Source organism: Cellulomonas fimi ATCC 484 (assembly GCF_000212695.1).
Lineage (GTDB): Bacteria > Actinomycetota > Actinomycetes > Actinomycetales > Cellulomonadaceae > Cellulomonas > Cellulomonas fimi.
This window is the reverse complement of the sequence record NC_015514.1, coordinates 3,053,563-3,075,587: the sequence shown is the minus strand read 5'-3', so window position 1 is coordinate 3,075,587 and position 22,025 is coordinate 3,053,563. Positions and strand designations below refer to the sequence as shown.

General features: G+C 75.8%; 15 protein-coding genes. 9 read left to right on the top strand and 6 right to left on the bottom strand.

Annotated elements, in window-relative coordinates; all coding sequences use genetic code 11:
- The first annotated feature begins 93 nt into the window (after positions 1–93).
- The gene (locus CELF_RS13935) at positions 94–1,332 is read left to right on the top strand and encodes an ROK family transcriptional regulator (RefSeq protein WP_013771914.1); all 1,239 of its coding nucleotides are present in this window, start codon (positions 94–96) and stop codon (positions 1,330–1,332) included.
- Between the two features lie 22 nt (positions 1,333–1,354).
- Here the strand turns inward: CELF_RS13935 and CELF_RS13930 are convergent, their stop codons facing one another.
- From CELF_RS13930 to glgX, 5 genes are all read right to left on the bottom strand, one after another.
- Positions 1,355–2,704 (bottom strand): maltokinase N-terminal cap-like domain-containing protein, encoded by a 1,350-nt coding sequence (locus tag CELF_RS13930; RefSeq protein WP_013771913.1) that lies wholly within the window; start codon positions 2,702–2,704, stop codon positions 1,355–1,357.
- Positions 2,701–4,491, bottom strand: coding sequence for a maltose alpha-D-glucosyltransferase (gene treS, locus CELF_RS13925; RefSeq protein ID WP_041554386.1), 1,791 nt, complete (start codon positions 4,489–4,491; stop codon positions 2,701–2,703). The genes CELF_RS13930 and treS overlap by 4 nt, the downstream gene beginning before the upstream one ends.
- An 11-nt stretch (positions 4,492–4,502) precedes the next feature.
- The gene (locus tag CELF_RS13920; protein ID WP_041554383.1) at positions 4,503–6,494 is read right to left on the bottom strand and encodes an alpha-1,4-glucan--maltose-1-phosphate maltosyltransferase; all 1,992 of its coding nucleotides are present in this window, start codon (positions 6,492–6,494) and stop codon (positions 4,503–4,505) included.
- 434 nt (positions 6,495–6,928) lie between these two features.
- A complete protein-coding gene (locus CELF_RS13915; RefSeq protein WP_013771910.1) occupies positions 6,929–8,587 on the bottom strand; it encodes an FAD-binding dehydrogenase in 1,659 nt (552 codons plus the stop codon).
- A gap of 43 nt (positions 8,588–8,630) precedes the next feature.
- Positions 8,631–10,838, bottom strand: a complete 2,208-nt coding sequence (gene glgX, locus CELF_RS13910) for a glycogen debranching protein GlgX (protein ID WP_013771909.1) — start codon at positions 10,836–10,838, stop codon at positions 8,631–8,633.
- A 127-nt stretch (positions 10,839–10,965) separates the two neighbouring features.
- On the opposite strand from glgX, the gene CELF_RS13905 reads away from it, so the two are divergent.
- Both CELF_RS13905 and CELF_RS13900 read left to right on the top strand, forming a co-directional pair.
- Positions 10,966–11,763 carry an electron transfer flavoprotein subunit beta/FixA family protein gene (locus tag CELF_RS13905; RefSeq protein ID WP_013771908.1) on the top strand — a complete coding sequence of 266 codons (798 nt, stop codon included), beginning with the start codon at positions 10,966–10,968 and terminating at the stop codon, positions 11,761–11,763.
- Between the two features lie 52 nt (positions 11,764–11,815).
- Entirely contained in the window at positions 11,816–12,814 is a 999-nt protein-coding gene (locus tag CELF_RS13900; protein ID WP_013771907.1) for an electron transfer flavoprotein subunit alpha/FixB family protein, read from the top strand.
- 408 nt (positions 12,815–13,222) lie between these two features.
- Here CELF_RS13900 and CELF_RS13895 read toward each other — a convergent pair whose 3' ends face one another.
- Positions 13,223–14,218, bottom strand: a complete 996-nt coding sequence (locus CELF_RS13895; protein ID WP_212758567.1) for a phosphotransferase — start codon at positions 14,216–14,218, stop codon at positions 13,223–13,225.
- 130 nt (positions 14,219–14,348) lie between these two features.
- On the opposite strand from CELF_RS13895, the gene CELF_RS13890 reads away from it, so the two are divergent.
- From CELF_RS13890 to CELF_RS13865, 6 genes are all read left to right on the top strand, one after another.
- On the top strand, positions 14,349–15,551 hold the full coding sequence (locus CELF_RS13890) for a cysteine desulfurase family protein (protein WP_013771905.1): 1,203 nt from the start codon (positions 14,349–14,351) through the stop codon (positions 15,549–15,551).
- Positions 15,551–16,714, top strand: coding sequence for a tRNA 2-thiouridine(34) synthase MnmA (gene mnmA / locus CELF_RS13885; protein ID WP_013771904.1), 1,164 nt, complete (start codon positions 15,551–15,553; stop codon positions 16,712–16,714). Before CELF_RS13890 ends, mnmA begins: the two co-directional genes overlap by 1 nt.
- A 50-nt stretch (positions 16,715–16,764) precedes the next feature.
- Positions 16,765–17,742: a uroporphyrinogen decarboxylase/cobalamine-independent methonine synthase family protein gene (locus CELF_RS13880; RefSeq protein WP_232014247.1), complete on the top strand. Its 978-nt coding sequence runs from the start codon at positions 16,765–16,767 to the stop codon at positions 17,740–17,742.
- Positions 17,739–18,137, top strand: coding sequence for a hypothetical protein (locus CELF_RS13875; RefSeq protein WP_126297790.1), 399 nt, complete (start codon positions 17,739–17,741; stop codon positions 18,135–18,137). The genes CELF_RS13880 and CELF_RS13875 overlap by 4 nt, the downstream gene beginning before the upstream one ends.
- A 62-nt stretch (positions 18,138–18,199) precedes the next feature.
- The gene (gene ligA, locus CELF_RS13870) at positions 18,200–20,704 is read left to right on the top strand and encodes an NAD-dependent DNA ligase LigA (protein WP_013771901.1); all 2,505 of its coding nucleotides are present in this window, start codon (positions 18,200–18,202) and stop codon (positions 20,702–20,704) included.
- Positions 20,701–21,981, top strand: coding sequence for a GNAT family N-acetyltransferase (locus CELF_RS13865; protein ID WP_013771900.1), 1,281 nt, complete (start codon positions 20,701–20,703; stop codon positions 21,979–21,981). Before ligA ends, CELF_RS13865 begins: the two co-directional genes overlap by 4 nt.
- Positions 21,982–22,025 lie beyond the last annotated feature (44 nt).

Here is a 22,025-nt window from a genome sequence, read left to right as displayed (position 1 = left end):
CAAAGTTAGTCAACGTGCGTGTCGCGGAGCAGGCTCTCCGTACCCGGATCGTTATGGTGAGCGCGCGGGGGGAACGCGAGGGAGGACGGTGCCGTGAGCAGCCTGCAGCCAGGCCTGGGCGCTGCGCACGCCAGCAGCCGTGCCGCGATCCTCGACCTCATCCGTGCGGCCGGGACGATCAGCCGCGTCGAGCTCACGCGCGCGACCGGGTTCACCGCCGCGACGATCTCGACCGTCGTGCGCCGGCTCATCGACGACGGCCTCGTCGTCGAGGCGGGCCGCGCGGAGTCGACCGGCGGCAAGCCCCGCATGCTCCTCGAGCTCGAGCCGTACGCCCGGTTCGCCGTCGGCGTGCACCTCGACCACGCCGGGATCACCTACGTCATCGCCAACCTCGGCGGCGCGATCGTCGCGCGCTGGCGTCGCCCCGGGGCCGGTTCCGACGACCCGCGCGAGGTCGTCGCGCGCATCGCCGCCGAGATCCGCGCGACCGTCGCGCGCGTCGGCGTCGACCCGCAGCGCGTGCTCGGGCTCGGCGTCGTCTCGCCCGGGCCGATCTCGCCGCGCACCGGCATGACGCTGACACCGCCCGTCATGCAGGCGTGGACGGAGTTCCCCCTCGCCGCCGCGCTCGAGGACGCCACCGGGCTGCCCGTGCTGCTCGACAACGACGCGACCGCCGCCGCGATCGGCGAGTACTGGTCGGGCGGCATCACCGCGTCCGCGTTCGCCGCGCTCTACATGGGCACAGGCATCGGGTCCGGGATCATCGTCGACGGGACCGTCTTCCGCGGCGCGAGCTCCAACGCGGGGGAGATCGGGCACATCTGCGTCGACCTCGACGGACCCGAGTGCTGGTGCGGCAGCGCCGGGTGCATCGAGGCGCTCGCCGGCCCCGTCGCGGTGGTCGCCGCCGCGCGGGAGGCCGGGATCGAGCTGCCGGGCCGTGGGGCCTCGGAGGACTTCGCGACGATCGCCCGCGCCGCGGCCCGCGGCGAGGAGGCGCCGCTGCGGGTCCTGCGGCGGTCGGCGCGGTACGTCGGCGTCGCCGCGCAGACCCTGGCCAACGTGCTCGACCTCGAACTCGTCGTCCTCACCGGGCCGTCGTTCGCCATCGCCGGGTCGCTCTACGTGCCGGAGGTCGAGGCCCGGCTCGCGCAGTCGTTCTTCGCGCGCGGCAACCACACCGTGCGGGTCGCGATCTCGTCGAACGCCCCCGAGGCCGCGGCCGTCGGCGGCGCGGCGCTGGTCCTGCAGAGCGAGCTCACGCCCCGGCAGGCGGGCATGCGGATGTCCGTCGACCGCGCGCTGGAGATGCCGAGCGGCGTCTGACCCGGGCCGGCCGGCGGGGGCGTCAGCCGGCCAGGCGCTCCAGGCCCGCGAGGGGGATCGGGAGCCACGTCGGGCGGTTGCGCGACTCGTAGACCGCCTCGTACAGCGTCTTGTCGAGCTCGAGCGCGCGCAGCAGCACCGCACGGGCGGCCGCGTCGACGTCCGCCTGCGGCGCCGCGGCCGCGGCGTAGCCGTCCAGCAGCGACCGCCGGGCCGAGTCCGTCCACGCCTGCGCCTGCGGACCCGTGAGCCCGCCGACCGCCGCCGCGTAGTCGAGCGAGCGCAGCATGCCCGCGACGTCGCGCAGCGCGAGGTCGGGGCGCGTGCGAGCGGCCAGGGGCGCGAGCGGCTCGCCCTCGAAGTCGGTGACGAACCAGCGCGACCCCGAGCGCAGCACCTGCCCGAGGTGCAGGTCGCCGTGCACGCGCTGGCGCGGGGGAGCGGCCGGCAGCGCACGGACCTCGGCCACCACCGCGTCGACGCCGGGCGCGAACCGCGCGAGCTGCGGCACTGCCGACGTCGCCCACGAGAAGCGGTTCGCGACCGCAGCCGCGACCTGCTCCGGGCCGTCCCCGGGCGCGGTCGCGTCGTCCGTGCCGAAGGCCCGGACGAGGGCCGCGTGGACCCCCGCCACGACCGCGCCGAGCTCACGGGCGGCCGCGTCGAACGGCTCGCCGCGCCGGGCCACGTCGCACGCGAGCTCGAACCCGTCCTGGGCCTGCTCCACGAACGCGCTCATCGCGCCGAGGTACCCCTGCACGGTCCCGCCGGACCCGTCCGGCCAGCGTGCCTCGAGCCACGCCAGCGGCGCCGGGACGTCCGTCGAGCCCGCCTCGACCAGCCGGCGAGGGACCTCGACGTCCGGGTTCTCACCCGCCGCGACGGCACGCAGCACCTTGAGGATCGCAGCCGGGGCGGGCGCGTCCGGCGTCGCCCGCAGGATCACGGACGTGTTCGACTGCTCGCCCGACACGGCACGGGCCGTCCCGGGGTCCACGTCGGCACCCGGCCCGTCCGCGACCGCGAGCCACGCCGCGACGAAGGCCGGGTGCGCCGCGCCGTCCCGCACGACGCGGTCGCCGACGCGGCCGACGACCGTCGGGTCGGGCGTGTCCGGCGTCTCGGCGGCATCCGCGGCGTCCGGCGACGCCGCGGTGAGCACGAGCGGCACCTGCAGCACCGCGTCGATCGAGCCCGCGCGTGCGCGCACCAGCAGCACGCGCACGTCGTCGGCGAGCGGCAGCGACCCCACGAGCTCGAGGTCTGCGCGCGTCCCCTTGGCCGGGAACCAGCGCCGTTCCGGCAGCCACTCCCGGGCGACGTCGAGCAGCGCGGCGTCCAGGCCGTCGGGTGTCCCGACCGTGAGCGTCATCGCGCCCCCCGTGCACCGTCCGGCTCGCCGGCCGGGGGTTCCAGCTCGAGCCAGTAGAAGTCCCGCGAGCCGAGCGTGAACAGCGCCGAGCCCTCGGCGCGCACCGCCGGGAACGGCGCGCCGCCGAACACGTCGTGCATCGACCAGCCCGCGTACGACGGCAGCGAGACCGTCGCCGACCGCGCCGTCGCCGCCATGTTCGCGACGACGAGCAGGGTCTGCTCGGGCGTCACGCGCAGGAACGTCAGGACCGACTCGTTGTCCGACGGGACGACGACGAACTCCCCCTTGCCGAGCGCGGGGTAGCGGCGGCGGACCGTCAGCATCCCGCGGACCCAGTGCAGCAGCGACGTCGGCTGCGCGAGCTGCGCCTCGACGTTCGTGTGGCTGTAGTGGTGCACGAGCGACTGCACGAGCGGCAGGTAGAGCTTGCCGGGGTCGGCTGTCGAGAATCCCGCGTTGCGGTCCGGGGTCCACTGCATCGGCGTGCGCACCGCGTCACGGTCGGGCAGCCAGATGTTGTCGCCCATCCCGATCTCGTCGCCGTAGTACAGGCACGGGCTGCCCGGCAGGGACAGCAGCAGGGCGTGCGCGAGCTCGATCTCCTTGCGGGAGTTGTCGAGCAGCGGTGCGAGCCGGCGGCGGATGCCGACGTTGGCGCGCATGCGCGAGTCCGGCGCGTACCAGCCGTACATCGACGCGCGCTCCTCGGTGGACACCATCTCGAGCGTGAGCTCGTCGTGGTTGCGCAGGAACGTCGACCACTGCGCACCCTTCGGGATGGGCGGCGTGTCCGCGAGGATGTCGATGATCGGCGTCGCCCGCTGGTCGCGCAGCGAGTAGTAGATGCGCGGCATGACGGGGAAGTGGAAGCACATGTGGCACTCGGGCTCCTGCTCGGTGCCGAAGTAGTGCACGACGTCCTCGGGCCACTGGTTCGCCTCGGCCAGCATGATCCGGCCGGGGAACTCCTCGTCGATCATGCGCCGCACGTCACGCAGGAAGGCGTGCGTCTCCGGGAGGTTCTCGCAGTTCGTGCCCTCGGCCTCGAACAGGTAGGGCACCGCGTCCAGGCGGAAGCCGTCGACGCCGATCCGCAGCCAGAACCGGGCGACGTCCATCATCGCCTCGACCACGCGCGGGTTCTCGAAGTTGAGGTCCGGCTGGTGGCTGAAGAACCGGTGCCAGAAGTACTGCCGGCGGACGGGGTCGAAGGTCCAGTTCGACGTCTCGGTGTCGACGAAGATGATCCGCGCGTCCTGGTAGCGCGTGTTGTCGTCGCTCCACACGTAGAAGTCGCCGTACGGGCCCTCCGGGTCGGAGCGCGACGCCTGGAACCACGGGTGCTGGTCGCTCGTGTGGTTCATCACGAGGTCGATGACGAGCCGCATGCCGCGCGCGTGGGCCTCGGAGATGAGCTCCTGGAAGTCCGCGACCGTGCCGTACTGCGCCGCGATCGCCGTGTAGTCCGCCACGTCGTAGCCGCCGTCGCGCAGCGGCGAGGGGTAGAACGGCGGCAGCCACAGGCAGTCGATGCCGAGCCACTGCAGGTAGTCGAGGCGGTCGATGAGGCCGCGCAGGTCGCCGCTGCCCTGCCCCGACGCGTCGGAGAAGCAGCGCAGCATGACCTCGTAGAACACCGCGGTGCGGTACCAGTCCGGATCGTCGCTCAGCCCCGGGCGGGCCTCGCCCGGCGCGGGCACGGTGGGCTGCCGCTTCTGCGGCAGCGCGGTCAGCATGATCTGGCCGGTGGTCGGTGCGGGCTCCCGCGGTCGGACGTCCGGCATCGGGGGCAGGGTCACGCCACCTCCAGGTGGATCACGTGCGCGGGACGCTCGGCGGGGTCGAGACGCACCCACGGCGTCGCTCCCCACTCCCACGTCTCGCCGGTCAGCAGGTCGTGCGCGCGCAGCGGGCGGTCCGCCGGCAGGCCCAGCGCGGCCAGGTCGAGGTGGACGACGCCCTCGCGCGCGTTCCACGTGTCGAGGTTGACGATCGTCACGACCGTGTCCGCCCGCCCCGTCGGGGAGTGCTGGGCGTCGAGGTGCCGCGAGTACGCGACGAGCGCGTCGTCGGTCGTCGAGTGCACCGCGAGGTTGCGCAGCTGCTGCAGCGCCGGGTGCGCCCTGCGGACGGCGTTGAGGTTGCCGAGCAGCAGCGCGATGCCGAGCTCCTCCGCGCGCGACCAGTCACGCGGCTTGAGCTCGTACTTCTCGTTGTCGATCTGCTCGTCCACACCCGGACGCGGCACGTCCTCGACCAGCTCGTAGCCCGAGTAGATGCCCCACGTCGGCGAGCCCGTCGCCGCGAGCACCGCGCGCACCGCGAACCCGCGGCCACCCGTCGCCTGCAGGTACGGCGGCAGGATGTCGTGCGTCGTCGGCCAGAACGACGGGCGCATCCACGCGCCCTGCTCGCCCGAGACCTCCGCGAGGTACTCCTCGATCTCGTCCTTCGTGTTCCGCCACGTGAAGTACGTGTACGACTGGTGGAAGCCGATCTTCGCGAGCGTCTGCATCATCGCCGGCCGCGTGAACGCCTCCGACAGGAAGATGACGTCCGGGTGGTCCTTGCGGACGTCGGCGAGGATCCACGCCCAGAAGTCCAGCGGCTTCGTGTGCGGGTTGTCGACGCGGAACAGCGTGACGCCGTGGTCGATCCACACCTGCAGCACCCGGCGGACCTCCGCGTAGATGCCCGCGGGGTCGTTGTCGAAGTTCAGCGGGTAGATGTCCTGGTACTTCTTCGGCGGGTTCTCCGCGTACGCGATCGAGCCGTCCGCGCGCGTCGTGAACCACTCGGGGTGGTCCGTGACCCACGGATGGTCCGGCGAGCACTGGAGCGCCACGTCGAGCGCGACCTCCAGGCCCAGGTCCCGGGCGCGCGCGACGAACGCGTCGAAGTCGTCGAACGTGCCGAGGCTCGGCTCGATCGCGTCGTGCCCGCCCGCCGCCGAGCCGATCGCGTACGGCGAGCCCGGGTCGCCCGGCTGCGCGTCCAGCGAGTTGTTGCGGCCCTTGCGATACGTCGTGCCGATCGGGTGGATCGGCGTCAGGTAGACGACGTCGAAGCCCATGCCCGCGATGCGCGGCAGGTCCTCGGCGGCCGTGCGCAGGGTGCCCGAGCGCCACTCGCCCGTCGCCTCGTCCCGCACCGCGCCGTGCGAGCGCGGGAAGATCTCGTACCACGAGCCCGCCAGGGCGAGCGGGCGCTCCACGCGCAGCGGGTACGTGCGCGACGACGTCACGAGCTCGCGGAGCGGGTGCGCGGCCAGGGTGTCGTGGACGGCGTGCGACAGGCCCGCCGCGAGTCGGTCCGCAGGCGTGCGCGTCGTGTCCCGCAGCCCCGCGACCGCGGCGCGCAGCACCTGGGCACCGTCCTCGGGCAGCTCCGGCCGTGCGGCGGCGCGCTCCAGCAGCAGCCCACCCTCCGTGAGCATGAGCTCGACGTCGATGCCCGCGGCGACCTTGATCGTCGCGTCGTGCGCCCACGTCGCGAACGGGTCCGACCAGCCCTCGACGCGGAACGACCACTCGCCCGTGCGGTCCGGGACCACGCGCGCCTCGTAGCGGTCCAGGCCCGGGGCGACGTCGACCATCGGCACACGCGCGTGCTCCGCACCGTCCGGGTCGACGAGCACCGCCGTCGCCGCGACCGCGTCGTGCCCCTCGCGGAACACCGTGGCGCGCACAGGCACCGCCTCGCCGACCACGGCCTTCGCCGGGAAACGGCCCTCCTCCGCGACCGGCGACACGTCGACCACGGGGATGCGGCCGACCGGGCCGGACACCGGGCCCGGCGCGGCGGCCGGCGCGGACGCGGTGCGCGGAGCGGCTGCGGGGGCCGGTGCCGGCGTCGGGTCGGGGACGTGCGCCGTCGCCGAGGGACCGGTCGGCGTGGCGGCCGCGGCGGTCCGGCGACGACGCGTCGGGGGCGGTGTCACCGCGGCGGGCGCGGGGGTCGGGACGGGGGTCGCGTCGGCGGGCGACGAGGTCGGGGCGGCAGGGGCGTCGGCGACCGTCGGGCGGGTCGCGGCGCGGCGCGAACGGCCGCCGGACTTCGGGGGAGTCGTCACGGTCCCGAACCTATCCGCCCGCCCCCGGGGTGGGCATCCGGTGCGGTGCCCGTGTCGTGCGCAGACGCGTCGCACGTGCCCGACCTGGGCGGATGTGCGAGGTGTGCCCGGTGGTGCAGGGCCCGGGCGCGGTCGGCCGGCGTCCGCCCTCAGCCGAGCGCGGAGGCCAGCGCGCGCCCGGTCGTGCGGCCCGTGAACAGGCAGCCGCCGAGGAACGTCCCCTCGAGCGCGCGGTGCCCGTGGGCCCCTCCGCCGCCGAACCCCGACGCCTCGCCGACCGCCCAGAGCCCCGGCAGCACCTCGCCGTCGGGCCGCAGGACGCGCCCCTCGAGGTCGGTGTGCAGGCCGCCCAGCGTCTTGCGGGTCAGCACCGACAGGCGGACGGCGAGCAGCGGGCCGTGCGCGGGGTCGAGCAGGCGGTGCGGCTTGGCGACCCGGATCACCTTGTCGACGACGTACCGGCGCGCCATCGCGGTCGCCACGACCTGGAGGTCCTTGCCGAGGCCGCTCGTCACCTGGCGGTCACGCTCGACGATGGTCCGCTCGAGCCGGTCGCCGTCGATCCGGTCCGAGCCCGTGAGCGCGTTCATGCGGCGCGCGAGCTCCGCCGGGGTGTCCGCCCAGAGGAACTCCTCGGACTCCTGCGCGAACGTCTCGACCGGGCCGACCGCACCCGGCAGGACCCGCTGCAGCAGCTGCGGGACGCTCCGGCCGGTGAGGTCCGGGTTCTGCTCCGAGCCGGACAGCGCGAACTCCGCGCCGAGGATGGTCTTGTCCAGCACGAACCACGAGTGGTCGTCGCCGCGCCCGGTGATGTGACGCAGGGCGCCGAGGGAGTCGAAGCCGGGGAACAGCGGCACCGGCAGCCGGTGCCCGTCGGCGTCCAGCCACAGCGAGGACGGGCCCGGCAGGATCCGGATGCCGTGCCGCGACCACACCGGGGAGTGGTTCGCGATGCCCTCGGGGTAGTGCCACATGCGCCCCGCGTGCACCACCGCACCGCCCGCGTCCCTCGCGGCCGCGATGCCGGAGCCGTCCACGTGGTCCGGGACGCCCGAGAGCATCCGGTCGGGCAGGTGCCCCGCGTCCGCGGGCCAGGTCGCGCGCACGAGGTCGTGGTTCGCCCCGATGCCGCCCGTCGCGACGACGACCGCCGCGGCGTCGAGCGCGAAGGGCCGTACGACCTTCCGCGAGCTCGGCACGGCGCGGTCGACGCGGTCGTCCGCCAGGACGTCGCCGCGCACGCCCGTCACGCGCCCGTCGGTCGTGGTCAGCGCGGTCACGCGGTGCCGGAAGCGCACGTCGACGCGGCCGTCCCGGTACGCGTCGAGCAGCGTGCGGACGAACGGCTCGAGGATCCCCGGACCCGTGCCCCACGTGACGTGGAAGCGCGGCACGGTGTTGCCGTGCCCGCCCGCGGTGTACCCGCCGCGCTCGGCCCACTGCACGAGCGGGAACCACCGCACGCCCTGCGCGTGCAGCCACGGCCGCAGGTCACCCGCCGCGAAGTCGACGAACCCCTCCGCCCACGCGCGACCCCAGCGGTCGGAGCCGTCGTCGGCGAAGTCCGCCGACCCCAGCCAGTCCGCCAGCGCGAGCTCGGCCGAGTCCTTGATGCCGAGCCGGCGCTGCTCGGGGGAGTCCACGAGGAACAGCCCGCCGAACGACCAGAACGCCTGCCCGCCGAGGCTCGCGGCGTTCTCGGCGTCGAGCAGCACGACCCGGCGACCGGCGGCGAGCAGCTCCGCGGTGGCGACCAGGCCCGCGAGGCCCGCGCCGACGACCACGACGTCGTGGGAGTGCGTCATGTCGCGACGGTACACAACAGGTCGCACGTCCAGAAGGGGGACGTCAGACGGGCGGGTCCTGCACGTAGACGCGCATGCTCAGCGGCTCCAGCACCGTCGTGTCACCCGGCGCCGCGTGCAGGCCGCTCGCGATCGCCTCCGCACGCTCGTCGCGCGGGTGCTCCCACACCGAGTCCCAGGCCAGCCTCCAGCGGCCCCCGTGCTCGTCCGCCAGCACCACGTCGACCGAGTCCAGCGCGCCGTTGACCACGAGCATCACGGTGTCGTCGCCCGGCGGCGGGGCCGTGCGGACCATCTGGAACGTGCGCAGCGCCGGGTCGTGCCAGCGCGCGTGGTCGAACGGGGTGCCGAGCGCGTCGTACCAGGCCAGGTCCGGCCGGCGGCCCGGCAGCAGCGGGCGTCCCGAGTAGAACCGCTCCGCGCGCAGCGCCGCGTGCTGGCGACGCAGCAGCAGCAGCCACCGGGCCGTCGCCAGCAGGTCCTTGCGCCACGGGGAGGCGTCCCAGCGCACCCACGACAGCTCGGAGTCCTGGCAGTAGGCGTTGTTGTTGCCCTGCTGCGTGCGCCCCATCTCGTCGCCCGCCGTGATCATGGGGGTGCCCGCCGCGAGGACGAGCGTCGCGAGCAGGTTGCGGATCGACCGGCGGCGCAGCGGCAGCAGGTCCGCGCCCGGCGAGTCCAGCCGCACCGGGCCCTCGATGCCGTGGTTCCAGGACCGGTTGTCGTCCGTCCCGTCGCGGTTCTGCTCGCCGTTCGCCGCGTTGTGCTTGTGGTCGTAGGCGACGAGGTCCGCGAGCGTGAAGCCGTCGTGCGCCGTCACGTAGTTGACCGACGCGACCGGGCCGCGCACGAGCGGCGGGTCCGTGTGCCCGAACAGGTCGACCGACCCCGACAGGCGCGTCGCGAGGTCGCGCACCCGGTGCCCGGGCAGGCCGTGCGCGGCGCGCGCCGGGTCCGCGAGCCAGAACGACCGCGTCGCGTTGCGGAACCGGTCGTTCCACTCCGCGAACGGCACCGGGAACTGGCCCGTGCGCCAGCCGCCCGGGCCGACGTCCCACGGCTCCGCGACGAGCTTGAGCCCGTGCAGGCTCGGGTCGACCTGCGCGGCGACGAGCAGCGGGTGGTACGGCGTGAAGCCGTCGACGTCGCGCCCCAGCGTGACCGCGAGGTCGAAGCGGAAGCCGTCCACACCGACGACGTCCGCCCAGTACCGCAGCGAGTCGAGCGTCATGCGCGTGACCTCGGGGCGGCGGAAGTCCAGCGTGTTGCCGGTGCCCGTGACGTCCGCGAGCCGCGCCGGGACGCCGCCGTCGTGCGCGTAGTACAGCGCCGAGTCGAGCCCGCGCCACGACAGGTGCTGCCCGGGCAGCCCGCCCTCGCACGTGTGGTTGTAGACCACGTCGAGCAGCACCTCGAGGCCCGCCTCGTGCAGCGCGTGCACGGTCGTGCGCACCTCGTCCAGCACCGCGGCCGGGCCCAGGGCGCGCGCCTCCCTCGTCGCGTACGCCGCGTGCGGCGCGAAGAAGCCGAGCGTCGAGTAGCCCCAGTAGTTCGTCAGGCCCTTCTCGACGAGGTGCGGCTCGGAGGAGAACGCGTGCACCGGAAGCAGCTCGACCGCCGTCACACCCAGGCCCAGCAGGTGGTCGAGGACCGCGGGGTGCGCGAGCCCGGCGTAGGTGCCCCGCAGCTCGGTCGGCAGCGCGTCGTGCAGCGCCGTCAGGCCCTTGACGTGCGCCTCGTACACGACCGTGCGCGACCAGGGCGTCCACGGCCGGTTGGTCGTCGGGTCGGGGCTGCGCAGGTCGCGCGTGTCGACGACCACCGAGAACGGCACGTGCCCCGCCGAGTCGCGGTGGTCGGGCGGGCCGTAGGGGTCGCCCCGCAGGTCCGGGCCGACCACGTGGCCGTACGTCTGCGGGACGTGCTCGACCTCGCCCAGCAGGCCGCGCGCGTACGGGTCGACGAGCAGCTTCGTCGGGTTGTAGCGCAGGCCCGCCGCCGGGTTCCACGGCCCGTGCGCACGGAAGCCGTAGCGCTGGCCCGCGCGGATCCCCGGCACGGACGCGGAGAACACGCCGTGCACCGGGCCGGACAGCGTGATGCGGCGCTCCGTCAGGGTGCCCTCGACGCCGTCGAACAGGCAGAGCTCGACCGCGGTGGCGTGCGCGGCCAGGACCGCGACGTCGACGCCCTGGTCCGTGACGTGGACGCCGAGCCGGGGCGGCCGTCGGGACGGGAAGGGCGTGGTCACCCCGACATTGTGCGGGACGTGCGTGTCGGGCGTGGGTCGGGCGTGCGTCCGGGTCGGGACCGCGGCGGCCTTCCGCCTGTCGACACGGCGGTCCGGGGCGGGCGCGGCGGAAGGTAACGTTCCGGGCGTGAGGATCGTCGTCTGCGTGAAGCACGTCCCGGACATCCAGTCGGAGCGGGCCCTGGGCCCCGACGGTCGCGCGGTGCGCGACGGCGGGGACGGCACGCTCAACGAGCTGGACGAGAACGCCGTCGAGGCCGCGCTCGCACTCGTCGAGGGAGCAGGCGACGGGTCCGTCACGGTCCTCACCGTCGGGCCCGACGACGCCGTCGACGCGGTCCGCAAGGGCCTGCAGATGGGCGCCGACGAGGCCGTGCACGTCGTCGACGACGCGATCGCGGGGTCCGACGCGCTCGGCACCGCCCGCGTGCTCGCCGCGGCCGTCCGGCACCTCGACGCGCAGACGCCCGTCGACCTCGTCGTGACGGGCATGGCGGGCCTCGACGGCCTCACGTCGCTGCTGCCGACGGCCCTCGCGCAGCTCCTCGACCTGCCCGCGCTGCCGCTCGGCGCCGAGCTCACCGTCGACGTCGCCGCGCGCACCGTCCGCGTGCGCCGCAACCTCGACCACGCCACCGAGGTGCTCGAGGCGCCGCTGCCCGCCGTCGTCTCGGTCACCGACCAGGCGAACGAGCCGCGGTACCCGAACTTCAAGGGGATCATGGCGGCCCGCAAGAAGCCGGTGACGACGCTCGCGCTCGCCGACCTCGGCGTCGACCCCACGGAGGTGGGTGCCGCAGGTGCCCGCACCCAGGTCGTCGCCGCGGCCGCCCGGCCCGCGCGCGAGGACCGCGTGCTCGTGAACGACGACGGCACCGCGGGCGTCCGGCTCGCGCAGTACCTCGTCGAGCACAAGCTCGTCTGAGCTCGCGCTCCCCGCTCCCTCGCACCCGCACGACCCGAGAATCGAGAACGCCGTGACCGACCTGACCGCCGCGCCCGTGCTCGTCCTGCTCGACCACACGCCCGACGGCACGCTGCGCAGCCCCGTCCGCGAGATCGTCACGCTCGCCGCCGGGCTGTCCGGCGGGGCCGGCGTGCACGGCGCGTGGGCCGGCGCGGGCGAGCCGCCGGCCGAGGTGCTCGTCGAGCTCGGGACGCTCGGCGTCACGCACGTCCACCGTCTCGTCGCGGACGCCGACCTGCACCTGTCCGCCGTCCTCGCCGAGGCGCTCGGCTCGCTCGTCGACGCGACCGGTGCGCGCCTCGTGCTCCTCGTCTCCTCGTTCGAGAACAAGGAGGCCGCCGCGCGCCTCGCCGTGGCGACCGGTGCCGGGGTCGTCACCGACGCCGACGGGCTCGTCGTGGAGGACGGCCGGTACGTCGCGAGCAAGACCGTCTTCGCCGGCACGTGGAGCACCCGCTGCGCCGTGACCGCGCCGCTCGCCGTCGTCGCCGTGAAGGCCAACTCCGTCACCGTCGAGGCTGCTGCCGCACCCGTCGCGCCGGCCGTCGTCGAGCACCCGGTGGCGGTGTCCGCCGGCGCCCGCCGCGTGACCCTCGTGGAGCGCACCGAGCGGCCCTCCAGCGGCCGCCCCGACCTGGGCAGCGCGCACGTCGTCGTCGTCGGCGGCCGCGGCACCGAGGGGGACTTCTCCGCGGTCGAGGAGCTCGCCGACGTGCTCGGCGGCGCCGTCGGTGCGACCCGCGTCGCGACCGACGAGGGCTGGATCGGGCACGACGCGCAGATCGGCCAGACCGGCGTCACCGTCTCGCCGCGGCTCTACATCGGGGCGGGCGTCTCCGGCGCGGTGCACCACCGGGGCGGCATGCAGGCGTCCGGCACGATCGTCGCGGTCAACTCCGACGCCGACGCCCCCATCTTCGAGATCGCCGACTTCGGTGTCGTCGGCGACCTGTTCACGGTGCTGCCGCAGGCGGCGGCGGAGCTCCGCCGTCTGAAGTCCGAGGGCTGAGCCGGAGCGCAGCGGAGGGTGGGGCCGCGTAGCGGCACCCACCCGCAGCGGAGCGCAGGAGCAGCCCGACCGTGAACCCGAGGGCTGAGCCGCAGCGCAGCGGAGGGTGGGGCCGCGTAGTGGCACCCGCCCGCAGCGGAGCGCAGGAGCAGCCCGACCGTGAACCCGAGGGCTGAGCCGGAGCGCAGCGGAGGGTGGGGGTCGCGTAGCGGCGCCCGCCCGCAGCGAAGCGCAGGCCCAGCTCGACCGTGGACCCGAGGGCTGAGCCGGAGCGCAGCGGAGGGTGGGGCCGCGTAGCGGCACCCACCCGTCGACCGTCCGGGCGGCGGCGGCGCTCGCCTCGTCGTTCGCGACGATCCCGGGCGCCCCACGTGCCCGTGGCGGGATCGTGGCACCCCGGGCGCGAGGTCAGGTGAGGTCGCGGAGCCAGCGGAGGGTCGCGACGCCCTGGGCGGCCTGGAACCGGCGCAGGTTGGGGATGCCGGGCGGCGGCGGCTGAAGCGAGCTGTTGACGAAGTAGCCGGCCAGCCCGGCGAGGACGGCGCGCAGGTCGTCGTCGCTCACCCCCTCGGACACGGCGTGCTTGCGGAAGTTCGTGACCGGGTCGCCGCCGCCCTGCAGCGCGACGCTCGGGAGCATGAACGCCCAGTCCAGCCAGGGTGCGCCGATCGACGCGTGCGGCCAGTCGATGAGCCAGACGCGGTGCTGGTCGTCGATCATGACGTTGTCGGCGCGCAGGTCGCCGTGCACGAGCGCGTCGCCCGCGCACACCCGCAGGGCCTCCTGCTCCCACAGCACGAGCTGCTCGTGGTGCGCGCGCGCCCACAGGCCGAGGTCGCCGGCGCGGGCGACGACGCCCTCGCGGGTCGGCTCGTCGAGCTCGGCCATGTGCCGCCAGCCGGTGAAGTCGTCCGCGAGCTGGTCGTCGGTGCGGGGCAGGTCGTGGCCGGGCAGCGGCTCGACGTCGGCAAGCGCTCCCACGGCGTCCGCGACGGCGTCGAGGTCGGTGGGACGCCAGGGCAGCTCGGGGGAGCGGCCGTGCACGACCTCGAAGCCGAGCAGGACCCAGTCGCCGTCGTCGTCGGACCACAGCAGCCGGGGCGCGGGGACCTGCGGCGGGAGCGCGGCGGCGACGCGGACCTCGGCACGCGCGAGGTGCGGCGAGACGGGGTTCTGCTCGGCCGAGACGGCCTTGACGAACACGCCGCGACCGTCCGCGATCTCGAGCACGGCGGCGAAGCCGGGGCTGAAGCCGCTGGTCGCGCTCGTCTCGGCGCTCACCTGGGCGCCCGCGAGCTCGCTGATCCGGGACCGGACGTGCCGGGGCAGGTCACGCCAGTCCAGCCGCTGGCCGCTGAACGCGGGCGGCAGGGCGATGACCTCGTCGGCACTCACGGCGCACATCCTGCCAGGCCGCGCGGGACGTCCGGTGGGTGAGACCACACCTCGGGCGGCGTGGGACTGCGCACACCGCCCGCGGGGCCGCACGGGTGACGGCGCGGGTCGGCGCCCGCCGGTTCGTAGACTGGTGCGGATGACGTCCTACCTCGACCATGCGGCGACCACGCCCATGCTCCCCGAGGCGGTCCGGGTCCTGACGGAGCACCTGGCGCGCCCGGGCAACCCGTCGTCCCTGCACACGTCCGGTCGGGCGGCGCGGCGCGTCGTCGAGGAGGCACGGGAGCGTGCCGCCGCGGCGCTCGGCGCCCGGCCCAGCGAGGTCGTCTGGACGTCGGGCGGGACCGAGGCGGACAACCTCGCGATCAAGGGGCTGTTCTGGGCGCGGCGGACGCACGACCCGGACCGGCGCCGGATCCTCGTGCCCGCGGTCGAGCACCACGCCGTCCTCGACCCGGCGTTCTGGATGGCGGAGCACGCGGGGGCCGAGCTGGTGCTGCTGCCCGTCGACGCCGACGGCGTGCTCGACGTCGACGCGCTGCGCGCCGAGCTCGAGGCGCACGGACCGCAGGCCGCGCTCATCTCGGTCATGTGGGCGAACAACGAGGTCGGTGCGCTGCAGCCGCTGGACGACGTCGTGACGCTGGCCCGGCGGTACGGGGTGCCCGTGCACGCCGACGCGGTGCAGGCGGTCGGGCAGGTGCCCGTGGACTTCGCGGCGTCGGGGCTCGACGCGCTGACCGTGTCCGGCCACAAGGTCGGCGGTCCGGGCGGTGCGGGTGCGCTGCTCGCGCGGCGCGGGCTCGAGCTGACGCCCGTGCAGCACGGCGGCGGGCAGGAGCGCGGCGTGCGGTCCGGCACGCTCGACGCACCGCTGCTCGCGTCGTTCGCGGTCGCGCTCGACGAGGCCGTGCGGCGGCGGCCCGAGCACGCGGCGCGCGTCGGTGCGCTCCGGGACACGCTCGTCGCGGGCGTGCGCGAGGCGGTGCCCGACGCGGTGCTGCGAGGCCCGGCGGACCCCGGTCGCCGGCTCCCGGCCAACGCGCACTTCACGTTCCCCGGCTGCGAGGGCGACTCCCTGCTGTACCTGCTGGACTCCGCGGGCGTCGAGGCGTCCACCGGCTCGGCGTGCCAGGCCGGCGTGCCGCGGCCGAGCCACGTGCTGCTCGCGATGGGGGTCGACGAGGACGACGCGCGGGGGGCGCTGCGGTTCTCGCTCGGGCACACGTCGACCGAGGCGGACGTCGCGGCGGCGCTCGCGGCGCTGCCCGCGGTCGTCGACCGGGCGCGTGCGGCCGGGCTCGCGGGCCGGTCGTCGGGCACCCCGGCGGTGGCCTGATGCGCGTGCTCGCGGCCCTCTCCGGGGGCGTCGACTCGGCGGTCGCGGCCGCGCGTGCGGTCGACGCCGGGCACGACGTCGTGGGCGTGCACATGGCGCTGTCCCGCACGCGCGACCAGTTCCGCACGGGCTCGCGGGGCTGCTGCTCGATCGAGGACGCGGGTGACGCGCGCCGCGCCGCCGACGTGCTCGGCATCCCGTACTACGTGTGGGACCTCTCCGAGCGGTTCGAGGAGACCGTCGTGGCCGACTTCCTCGCGGAGTACGAGGCGGGCCGCACGCCCAACCCGTGCGTGCGCTGCAACGAGCACATCAAGTTCGCGGCACTGCTCGACAAGGCCGTCGCGCTCGGCTTCGACGCGGTGTGCACGGGGCACTACGCGCGCATCGAGCGGGCCGCGGACGGCACGCCCGAGCTGCACCGCGCGCGGGACGCCGCCAAGGACCAGTCGTACGTGCTCGCGGTGATGGGCCCGCAGCGGCTCGCCCGGTCGCTGTTCCCCCTGGGCGACGTCGCGTCGAAGGACGAGACGCGGGCGGAGGCCGCCGCGCGCGGGCTGTCGGTGTCGGCCAAGCCGGACTCGTACGACATCTGCTTCGTGGCCGACGGGGACACGCAGGGCTTCCTGCGTGCGCGACTCGGCAGCAGGGAGGGCGAGGTCGTCGACACCACGGGCGCCGTCGTCGGCACGCACGACGGCGCGTACGCGTACACGGTCGGGCAGCGCAAGGGGCTCGCGCTCGGGCGGCCCGCGCCCGACGGCAGGCCGCGGTACGTGCTCGCGGTCGAGCCGGTGCGCAACCGGGTCGTCGTCGGGCCGGTCGAGGAGCTCGCCGTCGGGAGTGTCGAGGCGGACCGGGCGGTGTGGTTCGGGGCGGCGCCGTCGACGCCGACCGCCTGCACCGTGCAGGTCCGTGCGCACGGCGCACCCGTCGACGGCACCGCGGTCGCCGGGCCGGGCGGCACCCTGCACGTCGACCTGGGCGCCGACGCGGGGCTGCGGGGCGTCGCGCCCGGGCAGTCGCTCGTGCTGTACGACGGCACGCGCGTCCTCGGGCAGGCGACGGTGACGGGCACGCGCAAGGCGACGACGCCGTCGCCGGAGCGCGCGGGGACCGCTGCCGGCACACCCGCGGGGGCCGGCGCGGGCGGCCGCGCGTGAACGCGGGGCGGCCGGGCGTCAGCGGGACGGGACCGTGGCCGGGCACCGACGTGCTCGAGGCGCAGTCGACCGTCGTCGGCGACCTCGTCGACGTTTCGTCGGACGTCCAGGGGCTGCCGTTCACGGTGCTGCTCCCGGACCGCGGGCCGTGGGCCGACCGGACGGGGCGGGCGGCGGCGCTGCTCACCGAGGTCCCGGCCGAGCTCGGCCCGCACGGCTGGAAGCTCGCCGACCGGCCGGGGCGCGACCTCACCCGTGCCCAGGCGCTGGTCCGCGAGGACCTCGACGCGCTCGCGGTGGCCGCGCACGGGTACGTGGGACCGCTCGTCGTGCCGGTGGCCGGCCCGATGACCCTGGCCGCGCAGCTCTACCTGGCGCGCGGCGACCGTGTGCTGTCCGACCCCGGCGCGGTGCGCGAGGTCGCGCAGTCGCTCGCGGTGGGCGTGGGGGAGCACGTCGCGGCGCTGCGGCGGGCGGTGCCGGGTGCGGAGGTGACCGTCCTGCTGCACGAGCCGCTGCTCGCGCAGGTCGTCGCCGGCGTGCTCCCGACGTTCTCCGGGTACGCGGCGCTGCGGGCCGTCCCGGGGCCGCTCGCGGCCGAGCGCGTCGCGACCGTGGCCCAGGGCGTCCGGGCGGCGGGGGCTGCCGGTGTCGCGGTGCACGGCGGGTCCGCGTGGGCGGCGGTGCCCGCGGTCCGGGCGGCTGGCGTCGACGGGCTCGCGCTCGCGGTGGAAGGGCTCGACGAGCGCGGCTGGGAACGCGTCGCGGAGGCCGTCGAGGGCGGGCTGCGGCTGTGGGCCGAGCTGCCCCCGCAGGGCTCGTCGCAGTGCGCCGGGCCCGACGTGGTGGGCCAGGCGGACGTCCTGACCCGTCCCTGGCGCTCCGTCGGCCTGCCCGTGACGGGGCTGCGGGACGTGGTGCTGCTGGCCGGCGAGGCGCCCGGGCGGGTCACGCCCGACGACGCCCGCGCGGCCCTGGCCGGGCTCGTGCGGGCCGGGCGGATCGTCGCGGAACGAGCGGAGGCATGAGCGTGACCCAGGACAGGCCCCGGCGGGGCGTCGTCACGAGCCGGAGGCAGGCCGTGGCGCTGCTCGTCGCCACGGGGGCGGCCATCGTCGGCATCGTGCTGCTCGTCGTCGTGTGGGTGGGCGTCGGGACGCGCACGCTGCAGGCGTCGGCGGCCGGCGAGGACGAGCCGTGCCTCACGGCGTACGCCGCGGACGAGGCGGGTGCCGAGGTGCGCTACCTCGTCGCGCCGCCGCAGTCGGTGTGCTCCTGGGAGGTCGACGGCGAGCGCCGCGAGGTCGTCGTGGCCTCGGCACCCGCCGGGCTCGCCGCCGCGGGCGCCGTCCTCGCGGGCGGCGGCATCCTCGCGACCGCGGCGCTCGTGCTCGTGCCGCGGCTGCGCCCCGCCGCGCGCTGACCTCGGCGTCCGGCGTGTCGCACACGGCGGCACGTGTGGGTGGTCGGCGCGATGATGGGCGGGTGACTGACGCCGTCGACGACGCCCCCGCCGCCCCCGGACCGCACGACGCACCCGCGGGGGACGCCGCCCAGGAGGTCCCTGCGCAGGCGCGGCACCGCTGGTCGGAGCTGGTCGAGCGCATCGACGCCGACCAGTTCGCGTACTACGTGCTCGACGCCCCGCCGTCCTCGGACGCCGACTACGACGCGCGGCTGCGCGAGCTCGCCGAGCTCGAGGAGCGCTACCCGGGTCTCGTGACGCCGCAGTCCCCTACGCAGCGGGTCGGCGGGACGTTCTCCACCGACTTCGCGACGGCCGCGCACGTGCAGCGCATGCTGTCGCTGGACAACGCGTTCTCCGACGAGGACGTCGCGGCGTGGGCCGACCGCGCGCTGCGCGACCTCGGCGCCGCGGCTCCGCACTACCTGTGCGAGCTGAAGATCGACGGGCTCGCGATCGCGCTGCTCTACCAGCGTCCCCGGCCGGGTGAGCCGGCGCGGCTCGTGCGTGCCGCGACCCGCGGCGACGGGCGCACGGGCGAGGACGTGACGCTCAACGTCCGCACGATCGCGTCGGTGCCGGACGTGCTCGGGGGCGACCCTGCCACGCACCCGGACGTCATCGAGATCCGCGGCGAGGTGTTCCTGCCGGTCGAGGCGTTCGCGCGCCTCAACGAGGCGCAGGTCGCCGCGGGCAAGGCTCCGTTCGCGAACCCGCGCAACGCGGCGGCGGGCTCGCTGCGGCAGAAGGACCCGCGCGTCACCGCGTCACGGCCGCTCGGGATGTACGCGCACGGCATCGGCGCGTTCGAGCGCGGGTCGGCGGGCGGGCCGGGCATCGAGCGGCAGTCGCAGGTGTACGACCTGCTCGCGTCGTGGGGCGTGCCGACGTCGTCCCACACGCGTGTGGTCGACGGGCTCGACGGGGTGCGGGAGATGATCGCGTACTACGGCGAGCACCGGCACGACGTCGAGCACGAGATCGACGGGGTCGTCGTCAAGGTCGACGAGATCGACCTGCAGCGCCGCCTCGGCGCGACGAGCCGCGCGCCCCGCTGGGCCATCGCGTACAAGTACCCGCCCGAGGAGGTCGTGACGCGACTGCTCGCGATCGAGCTCGGGATCGGGCGCACGGGCCGCGCGACGCCCTTCGCGGTGATGGAGCCGGTGTTCGTCTCGGGCAGCACGGTGCGGCAGGCGACGCTGCACAACCAGGACGTGGTCCGCGCCAAGGGGGTGCGCGTCGGGGACATGGTCGTGCTCCGCAAGGCGGGCGACGTCATCCCCGAGATCGTGGGCCCGGCACCGCAGGCGCCGGACGACACGGTCGAGCGTGTCGAGTGGCACATGCCGGCGGACTGCCCCGAGTGCGGCACCCCGCTGCGGCCCATGCGCGAGGGCGACGTCGACCTGCGCTGCCCCAACGCCGAGTCGTGCCCCGCGCAGGTCCGCGGTCGCGTCGAGCACATCGGCTCGCGCGGCGCGTTCGACATCGAGGCGCTCGGCGAGGTCACGGCCGCGGCGCTCACGCAGCCCGACGTGCCGAGCACGCCGCCGCTGCGCACCGAGGCCGACCTGTTCGCGCTCGTCGGGTACGGGCCGGACGCCCCGCAGGACGAGCGGGCGCGCGTGCGGGACGCGAGCCTGCGCACGCTCGGCGCGATCGAGGTCGTCGTGCGTGACCCCGAGACGGGGCTGCCGCGCGAGGACGAGGACGGCAACGTGCGCCGGCGGGCGCCGTTCCGCCGGCAGCTCACGTGGTCGAAGGCCGAGCGCGCCCGCGCCGAGGCCGACGGGCGGGAGCTGCCCGACTGGGAGCCCTCGACCGCGGCGCGCACGCTGCTGGACCAGCTCGACCTGGCCAAGGAGAAGGAGCTCTGGCGTGTGCTCGTCGCGCTGAGCATCCGCAACGTCGGCCCGACCGCGGCCCGCGCGCTCGCCCAGGAGTTCCGGTCCATGGCGGCGCTGCGCGAGGTCGTCGAGGGCGACCCGGTCGCGGCGGCCGAACGGCTGTCGGGAGTGGACGGGGTCGGCCCGACGATCGCGCAGTCGCTCGTCGACTGGTTCGCGACGCCGTGGCACGCCGCGGTCGTCGACGCGTGGGCCGCGGCCGGGGTGCGCATGGCGGACACCGCGGGCGAGCAGGTGGCCCGCACCCTCGAGGTCGCGGACGAGGGCGGGACCGTGCGCGGCCTGACGGTCGTCGTCACGGGCGGCCTCGAGCGGTTCAGCCGCGACGAGGCGAAGGAGGCGATCCTGTCGCGCGGCGGCAAGGCGGCCGGCAGCGTCTCGAAGAAGACCGACTTCGTGGTCGTGGGGGAGAACGCGGGGTCGAAGGAGACGAAGGCACGCGAGCTGGGGCTGCGCATCCTCGACGAGGCGGGGTTCGAGGCGCTTCTCGCGGGCGGTCCGGCTGCCGTGGCGGACGGGGCAGCCGGCGACGGAGCCGCCGACCGGCCAGCCCCGGGCGCGGACGACGCGGCGGCGCCCCGTGCGGGTGCGGGCGCGGAGGGCGGCGACGCGTGAAGGTCGCGACCGACACCGGTCCGGTGGTGCGGCGGGCGACGGGTGCGGACGTCGACGACGCCGGCGCGCTGACCGCCGAGGCGTACGTCGCCGACGGCCTGCTGCGTGACGAGGACGACTACACGGCGGAGCTGCGCGACGCCCGGCGGCGGGTGCGCGAGGCGGTGCTCCTGGTCGCGGTCGTCCCGCGCGGCGGGGTCGAGCGGGGTGGCGCGCCCGACGGGGACGTCGTCGTCGGCACCGTGACGCTCGCGCCCTACGGCACGTCGTACGCGGAGGTCGCCGAGCCGGGCGAGCTCGAGGTCCGGATGCTCGCGGTCGCGGCCGAGGCCCGCGGGCGCGGCGTCGCGGAGGCGCTCATGGCGGCAGCGCTGCGGCACGCGGTCGCCGAGGGCGCGCGGCGCGTGGTGCTGTCGACGATCGAGGCGATGCGGGCGGCGCGGCGGCTGTACGAGCGCCTGGGGTTCGTGCCGGCACCGGCACGGGACTGGGCGCACGAGCACGTGCACGTGCAGGTGCTCACGTGGACGCCGCCGGACGCGCCGGGTGCCCTCGTCGAGGCCGCGACGTGGCCCCCGCTGCGGACGGTCGTGACGTCGGACGGGTGGCGCGTCGGGCTGTCGGGCGGGCTGACGCGGCGCGCGAACAGCGCGCTGCCGCTGACCCGGCCGGCGGACGTCGGCGCCGCGGTCGACGAGGTCGAGCGCCTGTACGCCGAGGCGGGGCAGGCGTCGGTCGTCCGGGTGGGGCCGACGACGGGCGGCGCCGCCGTCGAGCAGGCGCTGCTGGCGCGCGGTTACGTCGTGGCGTCGGGCGCCGACGTCCTCGTCCGGGACCTCGACGCGCCCTGGCCGGTCGACCCACGGGCTGCGGCGGACATCCGCGTCGCGGCGCACCCGGACGACGCGTGGCTCGGGGCGTGGCTCGGGGTGAAGAGCGCGGGGGCGGACGTGCCGACGGCCCGCGCGATCCTCGAGGGCTCGTCGGCCGTCTACCTCACCGCGCTCGACCACGGCAGGCCCGTCGGTGCGGTGCGGGCGGCGTTCGCCGAGGACTGGGTGGGGCTGTCGTGCCTCGTCGTGGCGCCGGAGGCCCGCCGCCGCGGCCTGGCGCGGACGCTCACGCTGCGGGCCGTCGACGTGGCACGCGCGCACGGCGCACGGCGCGCGTTCCTGCAGGTGGAGCCGCACAACACGGCTGCCGCCCGGCTGTACGGCCGCCTGGGGTTCGCCCCGGCCGACCGGTACGCGTACCTGGAGCGCGCGCTCGACGCCTGACCGGGTCGCGGCCGGTGGCGACCGCCCGACGCCCGACCGGGGCG

Bases quoted from the DNA above. Each gene is read 5' to 3' on its own strand.
- CELF_RS13890 (WP_013771905.1), top strand. From the start codon at position 14,349: ATGACGTCCTACCTCGACCATGCGGCGACCACGCCCATGCTCCCCGAG.
- mnmA (WP_013771904.1), top strand. From the start codon at position 15,551: ATGCGCGTGCTCGCGGCCCTCTCCGGGGGCGTCGACTCGGCGGTCGCG.
- CELF_RS13895 (WP_212758567.1), bottom strand. From the start codon at position 14,218: ATGTGCGCCGTGAGTGCCGACGAGGTCATCGCCCTGCCGCCCGCGTTC.
- CELF_RS13930 (WP_013771913.1), bottom strand. From the start codon at position 2,704: ATGACGCTCACGGTCGGGACACCCGACGGCCTGGACGCCGCGCTGCTC.
- CELF_RS13875 (WP_126297790.1), top strand. From the start codon at position 17,739: ATGAGCGTGACCCAGGACAGGCCCCGGCGGGGCGTCGTCACGAGCCGG.
- CELF_RS13915 (WP_013771910.1), bottom strand. From the start codon at position 8,587: ATGACGCACTCCCACGACGTCGTGGTCGTCGGCGCGGGCCTCGCGGGC.
- treS (WP_041554386.1), bottom strand. From the start codon at position 4,491: ATGCCGGACGTCCGACCGCGGGAGCCCGCACCGACCACCGGCCAGATC.